The sequence below is a fragment of the Shewanella sp. Isolate8 genome (genome assembly GCF_022398495.1).
In the GTDB taxonomy this organism is placed as follows: domain Bacteria; phylum Pseudomonadota; class Gammaproteobacteria; order Enterobacterales; family Shewanellaceae; genus Shewanella; species Shewanella aquimarina.
Genome location: NZ_JAKEVI010000005.1, coordinates 50,533 through 73,103 on the forward strand (window position 1 = coordinate 50,533; position 22,571 = coordinate 73,103).

Below are 22,571 nucleotides of genomic sequence, written 5' to 3' on the forward strand. Positions count from 1 at the left end.
TGGGAAATTGAAACTGATGAAATTTTCAATTGATAGGGATGCCCTATTAAAGCCGCTTCAACTCGTGAGTGGGGCGGTGGAGAGACGACATAATTTACCAATTCTGGCAAACCTTTTAGTTGAAGTAAGTGGTCACTCACTTAAGTTGACCGGTACCGATTTAGAGGTCGAGTTAGTCGGCCAGGCACAGCTGCAAGGCGAGGTCCAAGAGGGCCGTACCACAGTACCGGCGAAGAAATTTCTCGATATCGTCAAGTCACTTCCCGATCAAGTCGAATTAAAAATTGAGCAGCAGGACAATCGCCTCTTGCTACGCTCGGGTCGCAGCCGCTTTACGCTGGCGACCCTACCGGCAGAAGAGTATCCCAATGTGGATGCCTTCCAGGCCGACATCGAATTTACCCTCAAGCAGGGCACCCTCAAGTCCCTCATCGATGCCACTCAGTTTTCCATGGCTAACCAGGATGTACGTTACTACCTGAATGGTTTGCTGCTTGAAACCGAAGGCAATGTGCTGCGCGCCATCGCGACGGACGGTCACCGTCTGGCCCTGAGCCATCGCATGGTAGAAGATTCTCTGCCAGAGAAGCAGGTGATCGTGCCGCGTAAAGGCGTGTTGGAGCTCCAGCGCCTGTTTGAGGGTGAAGATCTCGATGTCACCCTGGCTATCGGTGAGAATGCCATTCGTGCGACGACTCAGAGCGCCGTGTTTACCAGTAAGCTGGTGGATGGTCGCTTCCCGGATTATCGTCGTGTGTTGCCTAAGGGCGGTGACAAGATAGTTATCGCCAGCCGTAATCAGCTCAAGCAGGCGCTGCTGCGTGCCTCGATCCTCTCCAACGAGAAGTTCCGTGGTGTGCGCGTTCAGTTAGAACAGAATCTGATTAAGATCACCGCGAATAACCCTGAGCAGGAAGAAGCGGAAGAGATTCTCGATATCGAATATGACAACGCGCCCCTGGAGATCGGCTTTAACGTCAGCTATCTGCTGGACGTGCTCAACAACCTGCCATCGGATGATGTGCGTATCACGCTGATCGATGGTAACTCCAGTGCCCTGATCGAAAATCACGTCGAAGAAGATTCCATGTATGTCGTGATGCCGATGCGACTCTAGTCTTAAGCTGTGCACGCCCACAAGGGCGTGCCTCTTCTTAGATGGCCCCTGCGCCATTGTCATGAGTATTAGATGAGTTTATCTCGCCTTCATATCGATTCCTTTCGTAATATCGCCAGTGCCCAGTTGCAGCTCGGTGACGGCCTGAATCTAATCTATGGCCAGAACGGCAGCGGTAAGACGAGTATTCTCGAGGCGATCTTCTTTCTGGGGATGGGGCGCTCCTTTCGCAGTCACCTGTCCCAGCGGGTGATTCAGAACGATCAGGACAAGCTCACCCTATTTGCCCATCTAGAACAGGGCGAGCAGGAGACCAAGATAGGGCTGAGGCGTTATCGCTCCGGGGAAACCGAAGTCAAGATGAACGGCGAGAAGGTGAAACGTCTGTCCACCTTAGCCGAAACTTTGCCCATTCAGGTGATCACTCCCGAGAGTTTTTCGCTACTTTTTGAGGGGCCAAAATCCCGTCGTCAGTTTATCGACTGGGGAGCCTTTCATACCGACAAAGGCTTCTATACCGCTTGGGCTAATGTAAGACGAATTTTAAAGCATAGAAATCAGATGCTTAAGAGCGAAACTCCTTATCAACAAATTCAGTTTTGGGATAAGGAATTGGTGCGCTACGCCGAAATTGTGACTGAGATACGAAAGCGATATGTAGGCTCGTTAAATGAACGACTTAAGGGTATAATCGAAGAGTTTTTACCTCAGGTTGATGTTAAGGTTTCCTTTACCCGAGGCTGGGATAGTAAAACTGATTATCAGACTCTGTTGCAGGCACAATATCCCAGAGATGTAGCGGCGGGACACACGGCCAGTGGTCCTCATAAGGCCGACCTCAGATTAAGGGTCGGGACTTTGCCGGTACAGGATGCCCTATCCCGAGGGCAATTGAAGTTGCTCGTATGCGCACTGCGTATTGCACAGGGAAAGTTGCTCAAACAACAAATAGATAAAAACAGTATTTATCTGGTGGATGATCTGCCATCGGAATTGGATGCTAGGCACAGGCAACTCTTGCTGCAGCAGCTAAGCGATACGGGCGCACAAGTCTTTGTCACCGCCATCGAGCCTGCGGCAATAATGGATTCGTTAAACACGCCACCCGTTAAGGTGTTCCATGTGGAACAAGGGCGTGTAACGGTAATTGAATAACCGACGAGAGAATAATATGTCAGAGAATAGTTACGATTCTTCGAGTATTAAGGTACTAAAAGGCCTTGATGCGGTACGGAAGAGACCTGGGATGTATATTGGTGACACCGACGACGGTACGGGTCTGCATCACATGGTGTTCGAAGTGGTCGATAACTCTATCGATGAGGCGTTAGCGGGCCACTGTAATGACGTGATCATTACTATCCATGCCGACGGTTCGGTATCGGTAAAGGATGACGGACGTGGTATTCCGGTTGCTATCCACCCTGAAGAGGGGGTTTCGGCGGCTCAGGTTATTATGACGGTACTGCACGCCGGCGGTAAGTTCGACGATAACTCTTATAAAGTATCTGGTGGTCTGCACGGCGTGGGTGTTTCCGTGGTTAACGCCCTGTCTGAGAAGCTTAAGCTGACCATTCGCCGTGACGGCAAGCTGTATGAACAGTTCTACACCATGGGTGAGCCCGATGCTCCTATCGCCGAGATAGGCGAGGCTACCAACACAGGTACAGAGATCCGTTTTTGGCCAAGCGCCGAGACTTTCTCGGACACACAATTCCACTTCGATATCCTGGCTAAGCGTGTTCGCGAGCTGTCATTCCTAAACTCGGGCGTAGGTATTCGCCTGATCGACGAGCGCGACAACAAGGATGAGTTCTTCAAGTATGAGGGCGGTATCAGTGCCTTCGTCGATTACCTCAACCTGAACAAGACCCCGGTCAACAAAGAGATCTTCCACTTCGTGCAGGAGCGCGAAGACGGCATCACAGTTGAAGTAGCGATGCAGTGGAACGATGGCTTCCAGGAAAACATCTTCTGTTTCACCAACAACATTCCTCAGCGTGATGGTGGTACTCACCTTGCCGGTTTCCGTAGTGCCCTGACCCGTAACCTCAACAGTTACATGGACAAGGAAGGCTTTAATAAGAAAGGCAAGACCTCTGCCACAGGTGATGATGCTCGTGAAGGTCTGACCGCCGTTATCTCGGTGAAGGTACCGGATCCTAAGTTCAGCTCTCAGACCAAAGACAAGCTGGTATCGAGCGAAGTGAAGTCGGCTGTTGAGCAGACCATGGGTGAGAAGTTGGGTGACTACCTGCTGGAGAACCCGAACGAGGCTAAGCTGATTGTCGGCAAGATCATCGATGCGGCCCGCGCCCGTGAAGCGGCGCGTAAGGCCCGTGAGATGACCCGTCGTAAGGGCGCATTAGATTTAGGTGGTCTGCCAGGTAAACTAGCGGATTGCCAAGAGAAAGACCCTGCGCTTTCTGAAATTTACATAGTGGAGGGTGACTCTGCGGGTGGTAGTGCCAAGCAGGGTCGTAACCGTAAGAACCAGGCGATTCTGCCGCTTAAGGGTAAGATCCTTAACGTGGAGAAGGCCCGTTTCGACAAGATGCTCTCTTCACAGGAAGTGGCAACCCTGATCACTGCGTTAGGTTGTGGTATTGGCCGTGACGAATATGACCCTGATAAGACGCGTTATCACAACATCGTCATCATGACCGATGCTGACGTCGACGGCTCGCACATTCGTACCTTGCTGTTGACCTTCTTCTTCCGTCAAATGCCTGAGCTTATTGAGCGTGGCTATGTGTTTATTGCTCAGCCACCACTGTACAAGGTGAAGAAGGGTAAGCAGGAGCAGTACCTGAAAGATGATCCGGCACTGACCGAATACCTGACCAACCTGGCCCTGGACGGCGGTGAGATCCATCCGTCTCAAGACGCACCGGCCATGTCTGGCGCGCCACTCGAGAAGTTGGTTTATCAATACCGCGAAGTGGAAGCGATTTTCGATCGCCTAGAGCAACGTTTCCCTATCATGTTGACCGAGCGCATGCTGTATCAGCCTGGCTTGACCAGCGATACCCTGGCCGACGAAGCTAAGGTGAAGCAGTGGTGTGACAACTATGTGGCGGCCCTGACCGAGGCGGAATCCGGTGGCTTTATCTTTAGCGCCGAGCCTTTCCTCGACCCTGAGCGTCAGGTCTATCTGCCTAAGGTGACGGTACGTAAGCATGGTATCGATACCCACTACCTGTTCTCTTACGACTTCCTGCAGTCGAGCGATTACCAGCGCATGACGGCACTGGCCGAAGCACTGGAAGGTCTGATCGAAGAGGGTGGTTATGTGAAGCGTGGCGAGCGAGTGAAAGAAGTTTCTTCGTTCGTTGAAGCCTTAGATTGGCTGATGAACGACTCTAAGCGTGGCCTCTACATCCAGCGCTACAAGGGATTGGGTGAGATGAACCCTGAGCAGCTGTGGGAAACCACCATGGACCCTGAGTCGCGTCGCATGCTGAAGGTGACCATCGAAGATGCCATCGCCGCCGATCAACTGTTTACCTGCTTGATGGGTGATCAGGTTGAGCCGCGTCGTGACTTCATCGAGTCTAACGCCCTCAACGTGGCCAACCTGGACGTATAACAGGTTGCGAATGTGAAAAGCCCCGGTCTTCCGGGGCTTTTTTGTATGTGTACGACGCAAAGCTATCTCAGTGCTTCACGCTTACCACAGGCTTTTGGTTATCGTTCTAGGCTTGCCCTAATCGCCCTGGCAAACTCTAGTGCCTCTGGATTGTCGCCGTGAAGGCAGAGGCTGGTGGCTCGGCAGCTAACGACTTCACCGCTTAATGTCTTCACTCGTTGCTGCTTTACAATAGATTCGACCTGGGCAAGTACCCCTTGTGTGTCTTTGATGAGGGCCCCAGGCTGTGCGCGGGAGGCCAGTGTTCCATCGGCCAGGTAGCCGCGATCGGCGAAGGCCTCTTCTATCACCTCAAGGCCTGCGCGCCTCGCCTGACCCACCAAGGGGCTGCCTGCCAGTATCATCAGCTTCAAATTAGGATTAATCGCCTCGATGGCTCGAATGAGAATACCGCCCAGGACTGGATCCTGGGCCGCGTCGTTGTAAAGGGCACCGTGAGGCTTCACGTGGTGGAGTTTGACGCCCAGCTCGTTGCATACGGCTCCTAAGGCGTTAATCTGTTGTATTAGTGAGTCAAAAAGCTGTTCGGCATCCATGTCGAGAGACAGTCGTCCGAAGTTGGCCCTGTCGGGGTAGCTGGGGTGAGCGCCAACCTTCACATGATGTGCCTTGGCACGTTTAACGGTCGCCAGCATGCTCTGGTGATCGCCGGCGTGACCGCCGCAGGCGACATTGGCCGAGGTGACTAGGGCTAACAGCGCCTCATCTTGAGTACCCCCCTCGCCGAGGTCGGCGTTGAGGTCGATTTTTAGTGGCTTAACTTCCATCCATAGCCCTCGCTAGGCGGTAGAAATAGTGTTGCCATTCAAGGTTAGCATCTTCCACCTGGTTGGGGCTCACATGCTGAAAGCGGATCGCCTGAGGCGTTCTGGCCTGGGCCAGTTTCCATCTGTCGGCCTCGATAACCACCGCCATTCTTGGGTAGCCACCGCTGGTCTGCGCATCGGCCTGCAAGACGATAGGTTGACCGCCGGGTGGCACCTGGACAACACCCGGCAGCACGGCGTGGGAGCGCAGACTCAGCTGTTTGGCCGAGTCGAGTGATTCGCCGGTTAGCCTGGCGCCCATGCGATCGTTTTGGGGCGAGACGGTCCAGGCATAGTGCCAGAAGGCCTTACGATCCTGGTCGCTAAACAGACTCATCTCCGGGCCGGGCAGGGCCCGCAAGATACCGTCGTTGGCCCTGTGCACTGCGCCGACGGGGCGGCTGAAACTAGCCTTGGCTTCTAGCTTTATACTGAGGCTGTCACCGGATGCCAGCCGGCCTCCTCTATGGCCACCGAACTGTCCGGCCAGGAAGGTGCCGCTGCCGCCAAGTACCTCGGGCACTACCACGCCGCCTAAGATGGCCAGGTAACCCCACACGCCTTGTCTCGGTCCCCTCAGCGTCAGGCGTTCCCCTGGATTAATCCGTCCTCGCCAGCCATGCCACAGGGGACGATCATCTATCTTGGCCTCAAAGGTGGCGCCGCAAAGGGCGACCCAGCTTGGGGCCTCGAAGGTCAATTCATAGCTGCCGCTGGCGAGTTCGATGGCGGGGGTATTGTCCTCGTTGCCCAGCAGGCGGTTGGCGAGGATGAGCGAGTACCTGTCCATGGCGCCACCGCTCGGCACGCCGAGATGCCCCTGTCCCTGCCTGCCGAGATCTTGAATGCTGGCTAGGCCGTTTACGCTATCTAGCCGTATCATAGGCAGATCTCCACGGGCGTAAATCTTACTCTGTCACCAGGCTTGAGCAGGTTGGGATGCTCTCTCTTGGGGTCGAACAGCACTTCCTTTGTTTGACCTATGATCTGCCAGCCACCAGGGCTGGCCAGGGGGTAGATCCCCGTCTGCTCGCCGCCTATCCCCACAGAGCCTGCGGGAACCTCTAGTCTTGGGGTTGCCAGCCTGGGTGTGTGTAGCGTCTCGGGTAGGCCGTCGAGGTAGGCAAACCCAGGCTGAAAGCCGACGAAAAACACCCGGTAACAGGCCTGGCTGTGAAGCTTGATCAGCTCTTCCGGGCTCAGGCTATGGTATTTGGCGACAGTATGCAGATCCGGCCCCGCCTCACCGCCGTAGCTTACAGGGATCTCTATGGTGCGGCTGTCGAGCTCCTCAGTTGGCGCGCTGTGCCAAAGGGCGTCGAGTTTCGCCTGCAGGGCTTTTAAGTGTCTGCTCTCCCTGACGACTATCGTCAGGTTATTCATGCCGGGAATTGCCTCTTCGACGCTCGGTAAATGGCGCAATTGTTCGGCTATCCAGCAGAGCTTGGATTGCAGCGCCCAAGAGAGTGTGGCTTTGGGCGCGGGATCGAGAACCAGGGCGCGTTCGCCCAGGGGGTAGATACTTGTCTGCAAAGCGGGCATTAACCTGTGACTGACACTAATCATCTGAGTCTACCCAGCTTGAGGCGCAATAGCCATTAATCCCATGTCCGGACATAAAAAAACGCACCCCTAGGGATGCGTTTTTTGTTTAACGAGCAGCGACTTACTGCAGCAGCGAGATATCTGCCGCGTGCAGGAATTGGGCTCTGAGCTTAGCCAGCAGCGCCAGACGGTTCTGCTTGAGGGCTTCGTCGTCGGCCATCACCATCACGTCTTCGAAGAAGGTGTCTACGCTCTCACGCAGGCTGGCTAACAAAGCCAGTGCCTGTTGGTAGTCGGCGTTGGCAAACAGTGGCTCCAGCTGTGGCTGCAGCTCGTTGAGCTTGCTGGCCAGTGCCTGTTCGGCGCTCTCTTGTAGCAGAGTCGCGTTAACTTCGCTGGCGATCTCACCCTCGACCTTGGCCAGGATGTTAGACACACGCTTGTTGGCTGCAGCCAGTGCAGAGGCCTGTTCCAGGCTTCTGAAGTGGGTAACGGCCTTGATGCGACTGTCAAAATCGGCAGGTGAAGTTGGGCGACGTGCCAATACCGCCAGGATCACATCGACGCTGATGCCTTGATCTTGGTACCAGGCGCGGAAGCGACCCATGAGGAATTCGAGCACCTGCTCGGCGGTGTCGGCATTGCTCAGGTTGGCACCATGGAGTGCCTGAGCTTTGGCAATCAGGTCAACCAGATCCAGCGGTAAGTTGTTTTCGACACAGATACGCAGGATACCGATTGCCGCGCGGCGCAGGGCGAAAGGATCCGCTGCGCCTTTTGGCGCCTGACCTATACCGAAGATACCCACTAAGGTATCGAGTTTCTCAGCCAGTGCGACCGAGATTGAGATAGCTTGAGTCGGCACTGTGTCGCCAGAGAACTTAGGCTTGTACTGTTCTTCCAGGGCTAGGGCTACCGCCTCGGTTTCACCGTCCAGGCGAGCGTAGTGCATGCCCATGGTGCCTTGCAGATCGGTAAACTCCATCACCATGTTGGTCATGAGATCTGACTTAGAGAGTAGACCCGCACGGCCTGCCTGCTCGCTGTCGGCGCCAATGCCTTGGGCGATGAAGGCGGCGAGGGCAGAGATGCGCTCGACTCTGTCTTTGATGGTACCAAGCTGCTGCTGGAATACTACGGTTTCCAGGCTGGCGAGACGAGATTCCAGGCTATGCTTCTTGTCGGTCTCGAAGAAGAACTCGGCATCGGCAAGACGTGGACGAACCACCTTCTCGTTACCCGCGATGATCTGTGCTGGATCCTTTGATTCGATGTTCGATACGAAGATGAAATGCGGCAGCAGAGTGCCCGCCTTGTCGAATACTGGGAAGTATTTCTGATCGCCTTTCATGGTGTAAACCAGAGCTTCGGCCGGTACGTCGAGGAACTTCTCTTCGAAGTTGGCGGTGAGCACTACCGGCCACTCGACCAGGGAGGTTACCTCTTCCAGTAGATCTTCATCGATCTCGGCTGTGCCACCAATGGTATCGGCAGCGGCCTGAGCATCGGCCTTGATCACGGCCATACGCGCCTGATAGTCGGCCATCACCTTGCCCTGGGTTTCCAGCGCGGTGAGATAGTTGTCTGCATGATCCAGCTCCAGGGTATCGACACCCATGAAGCGATGGCCGCGTATGGTGCGCGCCGATTCGATACCCAGTAGTTCACCAGGGATCAGCTCATCGCCCATCAGCATGGTTACTGTGTGTACCGGACGGATAAATTGTGTCTTGTTGCTGCCCCAACGCATAGGCTTAGGAATAGGCAGCTTGTCCAGGGCGCGCTGAGCCATCTCGGCAACCAGTGACTTAGTCTCTACACCGACAACCTTGGCCTTGTGTAGCAACCACTCGCCCTTATCTGTGGTGAGGCGTTCGGCCTGGTCGACCGTGATGCCGTTACCACGGGCCCAGCCCATGGCGGCTTTCGTTGGGTTACCCTCGGCGTCGAAAGCCTGGGCGATGGCAGGGCCACGCTTTTCAACCACCTTGTCGGCCTGGGCCGTAACCAGGGCGTTGACCTTAAGAGCCAGACGACGCGGCGCCGCGTACCAGGTAGCAGATTCATAGCTAAGTTCGGCCTTCTGCAGCTCTTCTTCGAAGTTAGCCAGGAAAGATTCGGCTAGGGTGCGCAGTGATTTTGGCGGTAACTCTTCTGTGCCTACTTCAATGAGTAAGTTTTCAAATTTCATTTTAATATACCTCTACTTACACATTGGGAAGCCGAGTGCTTCGCGGGCTTGGTAATAGGACTCAGCCACTGACTTGGCCATGGTGCGCACGCGCAGGATATAGCGCTGACGCTCGGTGACCGAGATGGCATGACGGGCATCGAGTAGGTTGAAGGCGTGAGACGCTTTCATTACCTGCTCATAGGCAGGCAATGGCAGTGGCGTTTCTAACGCTAACAGCTCGTTACAGGCCTTCTCGCAATCGTCAAACTGCTTGAACAGTACTTCGACGTTGGCGTGTTCGAAGTTGTAGGTCGATTGCTCAACCTCGTTTTGATGGAACACGTCGCCATACATGATCTTACCCATAGGGCCGTCGGTCCATACCAGATCATAGACGCTGTCGACTTCCTGGATATACATGGCCAGACGCTCGAGACCATAGGTGATCTCACCTGTCACAGGGCTACACTCCAGGCCACCAACCTGTTGGAAGTAGGTAAACTGAGACACTTCCATGCCGTTGAGCCACACTTCCCAGCCCAGACCCCAGGCGCCCAGGGTAGGAGATTCCCAGTTGTCTTCCACGAAGCGAACGTCATGGATATTCATGTCGACGCCTAAGGCCTCGAGAGAACCCAGGTAGAGTTCCTGAATATTGCTTGGCGACGGCTTAAGTACCACCTGGAACTGGTAGTAGTGCTGCAGACGGTTAGGGTTTTCACCGTAACGACCATCGGTAGGACGACGACAAGGCTGAACATAGGCGCTGCTCATCGGCTCAGGGCCAAGAGAACGCAAGAAGGTCATAGGGTGGAAAGTGCCCGCGCCTACTTCCATGTCCAGCGGTTGAACGATGGCGCAACCTTGCTGCGCCCAGTATTCCTGCAGGGTTAAGATGAAACCCTGGAATGTTTTTACGTCATGTTTCGTCGTCATGTCTACTACTGTCGGCTTGTGATAGAAAATGGTTTCGATTATACCTTGTTGAAAAAGGCTTATGTAGGTTATTTTTTACCTTAACGGCGGAAAAATAGGAAAAAACACCATGGATGTTAAGCGTTGTGGCTGGGTCGGCGAAGATCCGCTATATCAGGCGTATCATGACGAGGTTTGGGGGCGTCCCGTGTATGACGCTAAGGAACTGTTTGCCAAGCTCTGTCTGGACGGGCAGCAGGCAGGACTCTCCTGGATCACCATACTCAAGAAGCAGCAAAATTATGAGGCTGCCTTTGCGGATTTTGACCCTTACGTTATTGCTAAGTTTGATGAGCAAAAGGTAGAGGAATTACTACAAAATCCCGGCATTATTCGTAACCGGCTCAAGGTGAACTCCATCATCAAGAATGCCAGGGGCTACATTGCCTTCGTGGAGCAGGGCAACGACTTCTCCGAATTTCTCTGGAGTTTCGTTGGCGGCCAGCCCAAGATGAATCACTTTCAACGGCTGGAGCAGCTGCCGGCACAGACCTCCGAGTCGGAAGCCATGTCGAAGGCATTGAAAAAGCTTGGGTTTAATTTTGTCGGCCCGACCATCTGCTATGCCTTCATGCAGGCGGTAGGCATGGTCAACGACCACACCGCCGACTGTTTCTGTTACCAAGATAAGTCTAACTAAGGTGCTTAGTAACCCTTAAAGCGCATGGTGGAAGGGTCATCTGTCTGTAGATAGATGGCCTGAAATTGTGTCTCACCCGTGTCGAGTTGAGCCTGCTTGATAAATGCGTAGTTCTTATCAAATTCACTTAATTTATCAATACTTTGTTGGCTGATAGTGTCTGTTGTAAGGCTTAGAACGCAGATTCTGTCTCCGCAGGCATATTTTTCACTGTATATGGTCTTCGGCAAACGGGTGAGTCTGTCGGCCAGTGCCGATTGGCGCTGCTGGCCGATGGCATCATAGTTGTCGAGGGACTCGATGAGATCGACATAGGCTTCCAGGTCTTTATCAAATAGTTTTTTTATCTGCTCACCATCAACGACCCCCTGCGCGTCAATGATTTGCGCCACCAGCTGCTTGGCCGAGGTCTGCTTGTCGTCCTTTACTTCATTCGATTCGTTTGTATCTGTATCGACCTTATTCCCGCTGTCGGTGTTCTCACTTATAAGGCTTACTGTTTCTACCTTGCTGCTAGTATGAGTCTGGGCCGGAGACTGATTTTGATCACTCTTGTCTTGGTTAACTTGGGCGATGGGAGCTTTTGGCTCATCTCTTGATTGAGCATGGTCTGCCTCTAGCATCAAATAGGCGATGGCCGAGATGGATAATAATATGAGTAAGGGAAGTTTTAGGGATTTCATTTCCAGCGTCCTTTTGGTTGTGCTCTTCCTGATTGAGCTTTGGTCGATTAGCTTAGGCTAATTTGCTGGCGAGTGTAAATACAAGATATAAAAAAGGTGTTCCACGTGAAACACCCTTTCTGCCTTTTAGGCCATTTTTGATCTGTTTTTAAATTTTTCTGAAATTAAAATTCGTGGCAGATATTGGCCAGATTTTAAAATTCAAAACGTTTAATTTTCGAAGAAAAATGGCTTACGTTTGCTCTTGTCACCATTGAGCTGATTCATCGACTCGGCGTCGAACAGTTTACCGTTGACCATGGTGTAACTCACCTTGTCTGTTACTCGGATATCTTCCAGCGGATTGCCATCGATAACGATCAGGTCGGCCAGCTTGCCCGTCTTGATCGAACCGAGTTGATGATCCATGCCGAAGGTTTCCGCCGGATTGATGGTGGCCGTCTTTAACACCTCCATGTTATCCATACCACCTTGGGCAAACATCCACATCTCCCAGTGTGCGGCTAAACCTTCTCGCTGGCCATGGGCACCTATGTTTGGTTTCACGCCAAGGTCGTTGAGTTCGTTTGCGACTCTGGCGACATTGAAGTGGTTATAGTGTCCGTCCGGTGCGGTAGGGCGACGCATGGAGCGTGCCTCTAGCAGATCGCTCGGCACATACTTAGACAGGCGAGGGTGAGACCAGACATCTGTCTTATCGTACCAATAGTTTTCTCCCGAGATACCACCATAGGCCACCACTAGGGTTGGCGTATAGTGAACCTCTGTCTGGCTCCAGAACTGTTTGATATCGCTGTAGATGGCGGCCGCCGGCAGAGAATGCTCTACCGTGGTATGGCCGTCGGCGATCATGGTCAGGTTATGCTGCAGCAGGCTGCCGCCTTCTGGTACCACCATCATCTCAAGTTCTCTCGCCGCCGCGATCACCTGCTGACGCTGATTGCGCCTTGGCTGGTTATAGCTCTTCACGCTGAAGGCGCCAACCTTCTTGAGGCGCTCCAGATGGAACTTGGCGTCGTCTACCGAGTCGATGTGCGAGGTATAGCCGGGTAAGTTCGCCCCATAGAGAATGGTACCCGTTGAGAAGATTCTCGGCCCGACGATATTACCCGCCTTCTGCTGCTCAGAGGCGGCGAAGATCTCAGTCGTGTCGTTAGATGGGTCGTGAATGCTGGTCACACCCAATGCCAGGTTGGCATACAGCTCCCAGTTTTGCTGAGGAATGATCTCATTCTCTCCTTGAGCACCATGGGCGTGGGCGTCGAACAGGCCGGGCATGATGCTCTTGCCCTTGATGTCGATAACCTGGGTGCCATTAGGCACCTGAGTGTTGGCGTCGCCGACCTTGATGATCTTGTTGTTCTCGATGATCACCACGCCGTTTTCGATCACCTTGTCATCCTCCATGGTGATCACGCGTCCACCGACGAAGGCTATGGTTCCACGTGGAACATCGGCCTTCTTCTCGAAGCCAATCTGAGTGATCTTGGGTTCGATAGTCGGCGCTTTTTCGTCGGCCTGATAGTCGGTGTCGACATCCATCTGGTACAACTCCGGGCCAAGTGTCCAGTAGAGTTGCGAGCTGTCGCCGTTCCAACTGATGCTTTCACCGGCGCGAACGCTGAGCTGAGTGACAGGTAGGTTATCGGCCTTAGGACCTATCTCTATGGTCTCGCCATGCTTGGCAAATGGGGTGACCCATACCTTGAAACGCTCGGCAAAGGCTAGCTGCTCGCCGTCTGGAGAGACCCTGAATTCGGTGGCATGCTTGCTGGTGTAGTGCACTCGCTTCTGGAAACCATGTAGGTTGATCGAGGCTAGCTGAGGTGTCTCTCCATGATCCATGAAGAAGACGCGATCACTGTCGGCACCAAACTGGGGTTGAAAGCCATCGGGTGTGATCTTGCGGCTTTCTTTGCTCTTGATGTCGACAACATAGAGGCCGGGTTCCTGTGACCAGGTGCGCGGCGTGATATAACCGCCCTTAATCTTACGGTAAACCACCAGATCGCCATCGGGAGAGAAGGTGGGTTCAACATACTTGCCTGGCTCTTGGGTCAGTGTCTTGCTGCGACCGCCGCGAGCATTGATGATGCGGACGCTGCCTTGCTTGTCATCGTCCCAGGTGGTGAAGACTATCTTCTTTCCGTCACGAGACCACTGAGGGTAGAGCTCTCTTACCTCATCGTCTAAATTAGTCAGGCGGCTGACCTTGCCTTCAGGAAGACGCTTGATCCACAGCTTACCCAGTGCCTCGTAAACCACCTTATCACCGTCCGGTGATACTTGTGCCATGCGCAGCATCTTCACGTCGAAGCTGTCTTGATCGATATTCTGCTTGAAGCGCACCGAGGGTTGCACCGCGAGCTCCGTTTTCACCTTGAAGGGGATCTCTTTCACCGACTTGCTCTCAACGTCGAGGCGGTTGATCTTACCACCAGCCCAGAAGACCAGTTCTTCATTATCTGCCGTCCAGCTCATGCTTGGATAGACGCCGTGGATGGCCCAGGTTTCCTGCATGTCGCGGTCGAGCTTGTCATAAAGCTTGGCCTGTTTGCCCGACTTAAGATCCAACAAATAAAGCGTCGACTGGAAACCATCGCGCTTGATGTAGGCGAGTTTAGTGCCGTCTGGGCTAGGGGTTGGGCGAATCGCGCCGCCGGTACCTTCGATCAGTACCTCTATGTCGCCGGTCTGGGTGTCATAGCGCTTGATCTTGTAGATGCCTTTGACCGAATCCTTGGAGTAATGGAAGGTCTTACCCGGGGTGGCATCCTGACTGAAATAGACATAGCGACCATCCGGTGAGTAAGCTGGCTCGCCCAGGTCTTTCTGTTCGTTCGGGCGTTCGGTTAACTTAACCCCTGTACCGCCGGCAACATGATAGAGCCAGACTTCGCCGGCCCCCAGGCTGCGACTACCGGTAAAGTGTTTACGGCCGATGAGGTATTGAGAATCCGGGCTCCATGCTGGGCTGTTGAGCAGGCGAAAGGTTTCCTTGGTGACTGGGCGAGGATCTGTGCCATCGGCATTCATCACCCAAATATTGTCGCCGCCATCTTCATCCGAGGTGAAGGCGATGTGCTTACCGTCGGGACTATAGACGGGTTGCATCTGCCAGGCGATGCCTTGAGCCAGTGGCTTGGCTTCGCCGCCTTCGATAGGCATCTGATAGATGTCACCCAGCAGGTCGAACACTATATGTTTGCCGTCTGGGCTGACACTGACGTTCATCCAAGTGCCTTCGGTAACGTCTATCTTAACCTGTTCCAGTGGGGCCTTGGTCGGAGCATTCACCTGCCAGGCTGAGTCGGCATCTTTGTCTGCCGCCCAGCTGGGCAGGGAAAGGCTGAGGGCGATCGCCGCGCAGAGGGGCGTTAATTTTTGTTTTAGCATAGGAGTTCCCAGTTTCATTATTATCCTTGGTTGGGCGCCTTAGAGTGGCTACATAGAGAGTGTTGTATACAATCAGCCCTAGTTATCGCATAAATTCAATAACAGTAAAACCTAATTTCTGTGACATTTGGTGAATGGTGAGCATAGCCTGGGTGGCTTAAGTTGGGCTTAAATCCGGTTTAAGTTTGGCGGGCTCGAGAGGCATAGTGAATGTTGATACGACAGGGGCGTTTTGGCCTGAGTCGAAGCCTAAGTCGCAATCTATGTAGAAGCTTAAGTTAACCTGGGAGGGTAGATAGCTTGGCAGCCTGGGTGGCTGCCAGAGGGGGGCGTTTAATCCGAGCTATTCGGCTAGCTCTACGCTATCGCCGATACTGATCTCGGCATCGTTAAGCACCCTGCAGGTGACTCCGCCGCGCCAGTCGGGACGCAGGGCTGCCTCGAGTCCTGCATAAGCCATTTCCATCTTCTTGCAGGGATCGGTTTCGCCGGTGATCTCCAGTTCGAGCGAGCCGATTCGAATGATCTTGCCTAGGTCTTGCTTGCTGAAGCTGATGCCGTCTATGAGTAAGTTGGCTCTACGTGTTGTCCAGGGGAGTTCGGTATCGAGTGTCTGACAGGCATCTTGCCATTGCTGCGCCGACAGTAGGGTGACCTGACGTTTACCTGGCTTTCCAAATACATCTTGTGCGACCCCAGTGCTGGTGGTGACGAGTGCCGCCGAGGTTTCCAGCATGGATCCACCTTTGACTACCTTGTAGCTAATGCCTTGTAAACTTGCCATTTCTATCAATCCTTTTGAATGCCGAATCTCAGTGTAAACCGTGACTCGAACCGCTGGCAAGGGGAATCGGCACAGTGCCGAGCGAGTTTAGGTGGCGAGGGAAAAGGTTGGCAGATAAGGCTGCGCCGAATGCATTACAGCCTTGAATGCTAGGGAAAGTGCTGGCTTAGAGCCCTTTCTTGATCAGGTACTGATAAGGAGTAGACTCTGTCTGGCTGGCGATTAAGGTGTGATCCATAAATTCGCAGAAGCTGGGAATATCACGTGTGGTCGCTGGGTCGTCGGCAATGATCAGCAGCGTCTCTCCGTCACTCATCTTACGTACCGACTTTCGCACCATCATCACAGGCTCGGGACAACGTAGCCCTAGGGCATCGAGTTGGTGTTGGGCTTGTGCAAAAGGGTCGCTCATATCGTAAACCTTAATTGAAGTGAGACCGGATGAAATAGAGGGGGCTAATATTACGCTAGCCGGGCGGTTAAGCCAAGTCATGCCCCCTGGATTTGTGATCCTTTTAAGGACGTTTCACGTGAAACAGGCCTGATCATACCAAGGCGACGAAACGAGCCTGAGTCACCCCTTGAAGATCTGTTGGAGTGAGCTCGATATCCAGGCCACGGCGCCCGCCACTGACATAGATCTCGGGCAAGTGCTCGGCACTTACGTCGATAAAGGTGGCAAGACGTTTCTTCTGTCCTATTGGACTAACCCCGCCCAGCACATAGCCTGTACTACGTTGAACCTTATCCGGTGCTGCCATGGCCGCCTTCTTAGCCTTTGCCGCCTTGGCCAGTTGCTTAAGGTTTAACTTCTTATCTACTGGGATGATGGCGACCACAAGATTGCCACTGTCCAGTTCAGCCACTAAAGTCTTGAAGACTAACTCGGTAGCAAGATTGAGCTTCTCGGCGGCCTCCAGGCCATAGGCGCCTGCATTGGCGTCGTGTTGATATTCATGGAGACGATAGGTGATCTTGGCCTTATCGAGCATCTTAGTCGCGGGTGTCATGATTCTCTCTTATTGGCGATTTACGCATAACCTTGACCAAAAGGTCTGAGTAGGGAAGTGTAGCGATAACCCGCCAGTTGAGGCTGTGATAGAGGGCGAGGTTTTTAGCTTCCGTTTGCAGATAGAGGCTGTCGGCGCCAGAGGCTAATGCGTAATGCTCTGCGGTGGCTATCAGTCTCTTTGCAATGCCTTGTCCTCTATTAGCGGGTATTACATAGATGCCACCTAGCCACACGCTATCGACTGGATACTCGGGGTGTTCCTGATATCTGAGTTGAATTGCGCCGACGGGAAGGCCGTCGACTAAGGCGAGCCAGAGTTGCGGGATCCCCGAGAGTTGCAGATATTGGCTTAGCGTATGAGTCAACTCAGCCTGAGTGCGATTGACACCTAAGTGTCCCCACTCCTCGTGATACCAGGTAGCCACTTGTCCTATGGCCTCGGGCTTGTCGATTAACCGAATAATGTCCATATGCCTCCATCTTAATTCATGCGCCTGATGATGATATTACAGCAGTGGTGGCGAAGTTAAAGCTAGAAACTATCTTATACCAATCGTAGTAAATAGCTGTTCATTCTAGCTTGTTAAAATGCGCGATAACGGCGTTAGTATTTTTGATTGTAGAATAACTACTTATCTAAAAATCCGGCCTTGTTCTCACGCGTTTTTCCTTCGCTATTTCTGACCATCTACTTACTGTGATTGGTATTAGTCGCTTGAGGCGTAAAAGGCTTGCAGAGGGAAGTGTGGTCTTGGTGTTTCACGTGAAACAAAAAAGGAGCGACTCGGTCGCTCCTTTTATCAGGCTAATATTCGGGTGGCGGGTTATGCGCGCTCGAATACGGTTGCTATGCCTTGGCCCAGGCCGATGCACATGGTCGCCAGACCTAAGGTCGCATCTTTGCTTTCCATCAGGTTGATTAGCGTAGTCGAGATACGAGCACCCGAGCAGCCCAGCGGGTGACCCAGGGCGATGGCGCCACCGTTGAGGTTAACCTTCTCATCGACCAGATCCATCAAGCCCAGATCCTTCACACAAGGCAGCGACTGCGCGGCAAAGGCCTCGTTGAGTTCGATAAGGTCTATGTCATTCATGGTAAGGCCTGCACGCTGCAAGGCTTTCTGAGTGGCCGGTACAGGACCATAGCCCATGATGGCCGCGTCACAGCCGGCTACCGCCATAGAGCGGATGCGAGCGCGAATCGGCAGACCTAATGCCTTGGCTTTCTCTTCTTCCATCACCAACATGGCCGAGGCGCCGTCTGACAGTGCCGACGAGGTGCCTGCGGTGACAGTGCCGTTAGCAGGGTCGAATACCGGACGCAGTGTCGCCAATGATTCCAGTGAGGTCTCTGGACGAATCACCTCGTCATGCATTACCTTGATCAGTGCGCCATTGGCATCGTGACCTTCGATGGCGTGGATCTCGTTGGCAAAGCGGCCTTCGACCGTTGCCGCGTGGGCACGTTGGTGTGAGCGTACCGCAAACTCGTCTTGCTGTTGGCGCGTGATGCCGTGCATCTTGCCCAGCATCTCGGCGGTGAGGCCCATCATGCCCGAGGCCTTGGCGACGTTGGTGGCCAGGCCGGGGTGAAAGTCGACACCATGGTTCATCGGCACGTGGCCCATGTGTTCGACACCGCCGACGATAAAGGTATCGCCCATGCCTGTCATGATGGCGCGAGCCGCCTGATGAATGGCTTCCATGGAAGACCCACACAGACGGTTTACCGTGACGGCACCAGCTTGTTTCGGAATGCCGGCTAGCAGCGCCGCGTTACGTGCGATGTTGAAGCCCTGTTCCAGCGTCTGTTGTACACAACCCCAGATAACGTCTTCAATAGTATTAGGATCGAGTTGAGGATTGCGTACCAACAGCGCCTTCATCAGCTCGCCAGAGAGCGACTCGGCACGCACGTTTCTGAATACCCCAGCCTTAGAGCGGCCCATGGGAGTACGGATGCAATCTACAATAACTGCTTGTTTCATTATTCTATTCCTTCCGGGTGATTAGGCTGGGTAGTAACTGCCGTTGATGGCAGCCAGTTCACGCATCTTGTCGGTTACCTGATACAGGCCACCCAGGTGGGCGTACTGGTCGGCAAGGGCGACGAAGTTAGCGACACCTAAGGTGTCCAGGTAGCGGAACACACCTCCTCTGAATGGAGGGAAACCGAGTCCATAAACGAGTCCCATATCGGCTTCGGCCGGCGTGGCGATGATGCCTTCTTCCAGACAACGTACCGTCTCGATGATCATAGGGATCATGGTGCGGGCGATGATCTCGTCGCTGCTGAATTCCTTCTGCTCGCCGAATGCGTTACCTAGGAGTTCATAGCTGAGCGGGTCGACCTCTTTCTTAGGCTTACCGCGGCGATCCACCGAATATTGATAGAAGCCTTTGCCGTTCTTCTGACCGAAACGCTCGGCCTCGAACATGACATCTATGGCGTCTTTGCCTTGTTTCGCCATTCTGTCTGGGAAACCTTCGGCCATTACCGCCTGGGCGTGATGACCCGTGTCCAGACCGACTACGTCGAGCAGATATGCGGGGCCCATAGGCCAGCCAAACTGCTTCTCCATCACCTTATCGATGGCCGCAAAGTCGGCGCCATCTTCTAGCAGGCCGCTGAAGCCGGCGAAGTAGGGGAAGAGTACGCGGTTAACGAAGAAGCCAGGGCAGTCGTTGACCACGATAGGCGTCTTGCCCATCTTGGCGGCGTAAGCCACGACGGAGGCGATGGTCTCTTCAGAGCTGTTTTCGCCGCGGATAACCTCAACCAGCGGCATCTTGTGTACCGGGTTAAAGAAGTGCATGCCACAGAAACGCTCTGGCTTCTGTAGGCTCTTGGCCAGTAGGTTGATGGAGATGGTCGAGGTGTTAGAGGTGATGATGGCATCGTCGGCAACGACTTGTTCTACCTCGGCCAGTACCGTCGACTTGACCTTAGGATGTTCGACAACGGCTTCCACCACCACGTCGGCTTGCTTGAGCGCGTCATAGTCCAGGGTGGCGTGGATGTTGTTGAGTACACCCGCCATCTTGGCCGGTGTCGAGCGGCCGCGATTGATCTGTGCGGTGAGCAGCTTAGCCGCCTCATTTAGACCAAGATCCAGTGCCGCCTGATTGATATCTTTCATCACGATAGGCGTGCCCTTGCTGGCACTCTGGTAAGCGATACCGCCACCCATGATACCCGCACCCAGCACGGCGGCCGAGTCAACCGAACTTGCCTGTTTGGATGCCTTCTTGGCCTTGCCTTTCACCAACTGATCGTTGAGGAAGATGCCGATAAGCGCCTTGGCCACGTCTGTCTTGGCCAGCTTGACGAAGGCCTGATGTTCTACCTGCAGTGCCTCAGCACGTTCACTCTTGGCGGCCTGTTCGATCACCTCGACGGCGGCCATAGGTGCAGGATAGTGTTTACCGGCAACCTTGAATACCATGCCCTTGGCAGTGGCGAAAGACATCATGGCTTCCAGCTTAGGCAGGGTGAGTGGCGACAACTTACGCTGACGACGGGCCTGCCAATCTATCTTCTCGGCGATGGCATCTTGTAGCATCTGGCGCGCTGCCGTTTCTAGCATTTCGGGGGCGACAATCGCGTCGATGGCGCCAACTTTGAGGGCGGCCTCCGGGCGTTGATCTTTACCTGTGGTGATCCACTCCAGCGCGTTGTCTGCACCAATCACGCGAGGCAGACGAACGGTACCGCCGAAGCCTGGAATGATGCCTAGCTTGGTCTCCGGAAGGCCGATGCGCGCCGTGGTGTCGGCGATACGCAGATCCGTGGCTAAGATGGTTTCACAACCGCCCCCCAGGGCGAAACCCTTGATGGCCGACAGGGTGGGGAACGGCAGATCTTCGAGCTTGTTGAACACCTTGTTGGCGTCTTCTAACCAGCCCTGTAGCACGCTATCTTCTTGTGCAAAAAGTCCCAGGAATTCTGTGATGTCGGCGCCTACGATAAAGGCATCTTTGCCCGAGGTGAGCATCAGACCCTTGACCCCTTGGGTTTGTGTCAGGGCATCGAGTGCGTCGTTAAGAGAATTGAGGGTCTCTCGATCAAACTTATTGACTGAGCCCTCGGCGTTAAAACAGAGCCGAGCGATATTGTCTTCAAGTAATTCCACTTGAATCGTAGGACTTTGGTAGATCATTGCTTGCTTCCTTATTGCTTAAAGAGCGCCACCCACTATTAGAATCTTATTGCGTAGGTAAAAATCTCTATCTTACAGCAGGCCATCATTTGACCAGTTGCTGCTCAGTGTGCGTCTAAATCAGATAAATTTCAACACCCAATTTAAACACTTGTTTAATTTTGTTCGATTAGGGGGATTTTTGCCCTTATGTTAGACTCACTAGATCATAGTCGCTGTACTAAAAATAGCGCCTTTTCATTACACCTTTTCAGCTAAAGGGAGGGGTGAAAGAAGGGGCCGAAAAAGAATAACAGGAAGCCTATTATGGAAAACTTAGCCACCCTTTATCCCGCCCATATTGCCGAACTCAACCGGCGTGTCGCCGAGATCACCGCAAGAGAGCAGTTGGCCGGCTTAGTGATTCATTCGGGTCAGCCTCATCGTCAGTTTCTCGATGATCTGGATTACCCTTTTAAGGTTAATCCCCATTTCAAGGCCTGGCTTCCGGTTATCGATAATCCCCACTGCTGGCTGATAGTGAATGGTCGGGACAAGCCGCAGCTCATCTTCTATCGTCCGGTGGATTTCTGGCATAAGGTCGCGGACCTGCCCGATGATTTCTGGACGACCGAGATAGAGATTAAAGTGCTGACCAAGGCCGACAAGGTGGCGGATCTTCTGCCGGTTAACCTGCAAGAGTGGGCCTATATTGGTGAGCACCTGGATGTCGCCGATGTACTCAGCTTTGGCAGTCGCAATCCAGAAGCGGTAATGAGCTACCTGCATTATCACAGAGCCAGCAAGACAGAATATGAGCTGGCCTGCATGCGCAAGGCGAGTGAGATAGGTGTGCGTGGTCATGTGGCGGCCAAGAGCGCCTTCTATGCGGGGGCCAGCGAGTTTGAGATCCAGCAGGCCTATCTGGCCGCGACCGATATGGGTGAGAACGATGTGCCCTATGGCAACATCATAGCGCTGAACCAAAATGCGGCCATACTGCACTACACGGCGCTTGAGCATGTGTCGCCCAAGCAGCGACTCTCTTTCCTTATCGATGCCGGCGGCAGTTTCCATGGTTATGCGTCGGATATCACCCGTACCTATGCCTTTGAGAAGAACCTGTTCGGCGACCTAATCGCCGCCATGGACAAGCTACAGTTGGATATCATCGACATGATGCGTCCCGGCATGAAATATGTGGATCTGCATCTGGCGACCCACGAGAAGCTGGCGCAGCTGCTGCTGAACTTCAAGCTGGTGCAAGGCGATGTGCAGGGACTGATAGAGCAGGGGATCACCAGCGCCTTCTTCCCTCACGGCCTGGGGCATATGTTGGGCTTACAGGTGCATGATATGGGGGGCTTCCTCCACGATGAGCGCGGCACGCATATTGCGCCGCCTGATGCGCATCCGTTTCTACGTTGCACCCGTACATTGGCGGCCAACCAAGTGCTGACCATAGAGCCGGGCCTGTACATCATAGATACCCTGCTCAACGAGTTTAAGCAGGATGGCCGCGCCGAGTCGATTAACTGGGCTATGGTGGATCAGGTGCGTCCTTTCGGTGGCATTCGTATCGAAGACAACGTGATTGTCCATAGCGATCGTAACGAGAATATGACCCGTGATCTGGGTCTGCATGGTTAACA

At 53.7% G+C, this 22,571-nt stretch carries 18 protein-coding genes; 5 read left to right on the forward strand and 13 right to left on the reverse strand.

Annotated features, from left to right (window positions below; genetic code table 11):
* Positions 1 to 16: 16 nt before the first annotated feature.
* The 3 genes from dnaN (at position 17) to gyrB (ending at position 4,706) form a co-directional block, all read left to right on the forward strand.
* Positions 17 to 1,117, forward strand: coding sequence for a DNA polymerase III subunit beta (gene dnaN / locus L1D43_RS18045; RefSeq protein ID WP_239853839.1), 1,101 nt, complete (start codon positions 17 to 19; stop codon positions 1,115 to 1,117).
* Positions 1,118 to 1,189: 72 nt separating this feature from the next.
* Complete coding sequence (gene recF, locus L1D43_RS18050) at positions 1,190 to 2,272, forward strand: DNA replication/repair protein RecF (RefSeq protein ID WP_041509611.1); 1,083 nt, start codon at positions 1,190 to 1,192, stop codon at positions 2,270 to 2,272.
* 16 nt (positions 2,273 to 2,288) lie between these two features.
* A complete protein-coding gene (gyrB, locus tag L1D43_RS18055) occupies positions 2,289 to 4,706 on the forward strand; it encodes a DNA topoisomerase (ATP-hydrolyzing) subunit B (RefSeq protein WP_239853841.1) in 2,418 nt (805 codons plus the stop codon).
* Positions 4,707 to 4,804: 98 nt separating this feature from the next.
* On the opposite strand, the gene pxpA is transcribed toward gyrB, so the two are convergent.
* The 5 genes from pxpA to glyQ form a co-directional block, all read right to left on the reverse strand.
* Positions 4,805 to 5,533, reverse strand: a complete 729-nt coding sequence (pxpA, locus tag L1D43_RS18060; protein WP_239853843.1) for a 5-oxoprolinase subunit PxpA — start codon at positions 5,531 to 5,533, stop codon at positions 4,805 to 4,807.
* On the reverse strand, positions 5,523 to 6,455 hold the full coding sequence (locus L1D43_RS18065; RefSeq protein WP_239853845.1) for a biotin-dependent carboxyltransferase family protein: 933 nt from the start codon (positions 6,453 to 6,455) through the stop codon (positions 5,523 to 5,525). Before L1D43_RS18065 ends, pxpA begins: the two co-directional genes overlap by 11 nt.
* Positions 6,452 to 7,138 (reverse strand): 5-oxoprolinase subunit PxpB, encoded by a 687-nt coding sequence (pxpB, locus tag L1D43_RS18070; protein WP_239853847.1) that lies wholly within the window; start codon positions 7,136 to 7,138, stop codon positions 6,452 to 6,454. Before pxpB ends, L1D43_RS18065 begins: the two co-directional genes overlap by 4 nt.
* Before the next feature lie 100 nt (positions 7,139 to 7,238).
* The gene (gene glyS / locus L1D43_RS18075) at positions 7,239 to 9,308 is read right to left on the reverse strand and encodes a glycine--tRNA ligase subunit beta (RefSeq protein WP_239853849.1); all 2,070 of its coding nucleotides are present in this window, start codon (positions 9,306 to 9,308) and stop codon (positions 7,239 to 7,241) included.
* 12 nt (positions 9,309 to 9,320) lie between these two features.
* The gene (gene glyQ / locus L1D43_RS18080; protein ID WP_011863820.1) at positions 9,321 to 10,226 is read right to left on the reverse strand and encodes a glycine--tRNA ligase subunit alpha; all 906 of its coding nucleotides are present in this window, start codon (positions 10,224 to 10,226) and stop codon (positions 9,321 to 9,323) included.
* 109 nt (positions 10,227 to 10,335) lie between these two features.
* On the opposite strand from glyQ, the gene L1D43_RS18085 reads away from it, so the two are divergent.
* Positions 10,336 to 10,905: a DNA-3-methyladenine glycosylase I gene (locus L1D43_RS18085; RefSeq protein WP_239853851.1), complete on the forward strand. Its 570-nt coding sequence runs from the start codon at positions 10,336 to 10,338 to the stop codon at positions 10,903 to 10,905.
* 5 nt (positions 10,906 to 10,910) lie between these two features.
* Here the strand turns inward: L1D43_RS18085 and L1D43_RS18090 are convergent, their stop codons facing one another.
* From L1D43_RS18090 to fadB, 8 genes are all read right to left on the reverse strand, one after another.
* Positions 10,911 to 11,588, reverse strand: coding sequence for a hypothetical protein (locus tag L1D43_RS18090; protein WP_239853852.1), 678 nt, complete (start codon positions 11,586 to 11,588; stop codon positions 10,911 to 10,913).
* Between the two features lie 210 nt (positions 11,589 to 11,798).
* Positions 11,799 to 14,984, reverse strand: coding sequence for an amidohydrolase family protein (locus tag L1D43_RS18095; RefSeq protein ID WP_239853955.1), 3,186 nt, complete (start codon positions 14,982 to 14,984; stop codon positions 11,799 to 11,801).
* Between the two features lie 343 nt (positions 14,985 to 15,327).
* Positions 15,328 to 15,768 (reverse strand): MOSC domain-containing protein, encoded by a 441-nt coding sequence (locus L1D43_RS18100; protein ID WP_239853853.1) that lies wholly within the window; start codon positions 15,766 to 15,768, stop codon positions 15,328 to 15,330.
* A gap of 166 nt (positions 15,769 to 15,934) precedes the next feature.
* Positions 15,935 to 16,180: a sulfurtransferase TusA gene (gene tusA / locus L1D43_RS18105; RefSeq protein ID WP_041509619.1), complete on the reverse strand. Its 246-nt coding sequence runs from the start codon at positions 16,178 to 16,180 to the stop codon at positions 15,935 to 15,937.
* Positions 16,181 to 16,313: 133 nt separating this feature from the next.
* A complete protein-coding gene (gene ybaK, locus L1D43_RS18110) occupies positions 16,314 to 16,778 on the reverse strand; it encodes a Cys-tRNA(Pro) deacylase (RefSeq protein WP_239853854.1) in 465 nt (154 codons plus the stop codon).
* Positions 16,762 to 17,250 (reverse strand): GNAT family N-acetyltransferase, encoded by a 489-nt coding sequence (locus L1D43_RS18115; protein ID WP_239853855.1) that lies wholly within the window; start codon positions 17,248 to 17,250, stop codon positions 16,762 to 16,764. The genes ybaK and L1D43_RS18115 overlap by 17 nt, the downstream gene beginning before the upstream one ends.
* Before the next feature lie 354 nt (positions 17,251 to 17,604).
* On the reverse strand, positions 17,605 to 18,768 hold the full coding sequence (gene fadA, locus L1D43_RS18120; protein WP_239853856.1) for an acetyl-CoA C-acyltransferase FadA: 1,164 nt from the start codon (positions 18,766 to 18,768) through the stop codon (positions 17,605 to 17,607).
* 21 nt (positions 18,769 to 18,789) lie between these two features.
* Entirely contained in the window at positions 18,790 to 20,940 is a 2,151-nt protein-coding gene (gene fadB, locus L1D43_RS18125) for a fatty acid oxidation complex subunit alpha FadB (RefSeq protein WP_239853857.1), read from the reverse strand.
* Positions 20,941 to 21,246: 306 nt separating this feature from the next.
* Between fadB and pepQ the strand changes: the two genes are divergently transcribed.
* On the forward strand, positions 21,247 to 22,569 hold the full coding sequence (gene pepQ / locus L1D43_RS18130) for a Xaa-Pro dipeptidase (RefSeq protein WP_239853858.1): 1,323 nt from the start codon (positions 21,247 to 21,249) through the stop codon (positions 22,567 to 22,569).
* Positions 22,570 to 22,571: the final 2 nt, after the last annotated feature.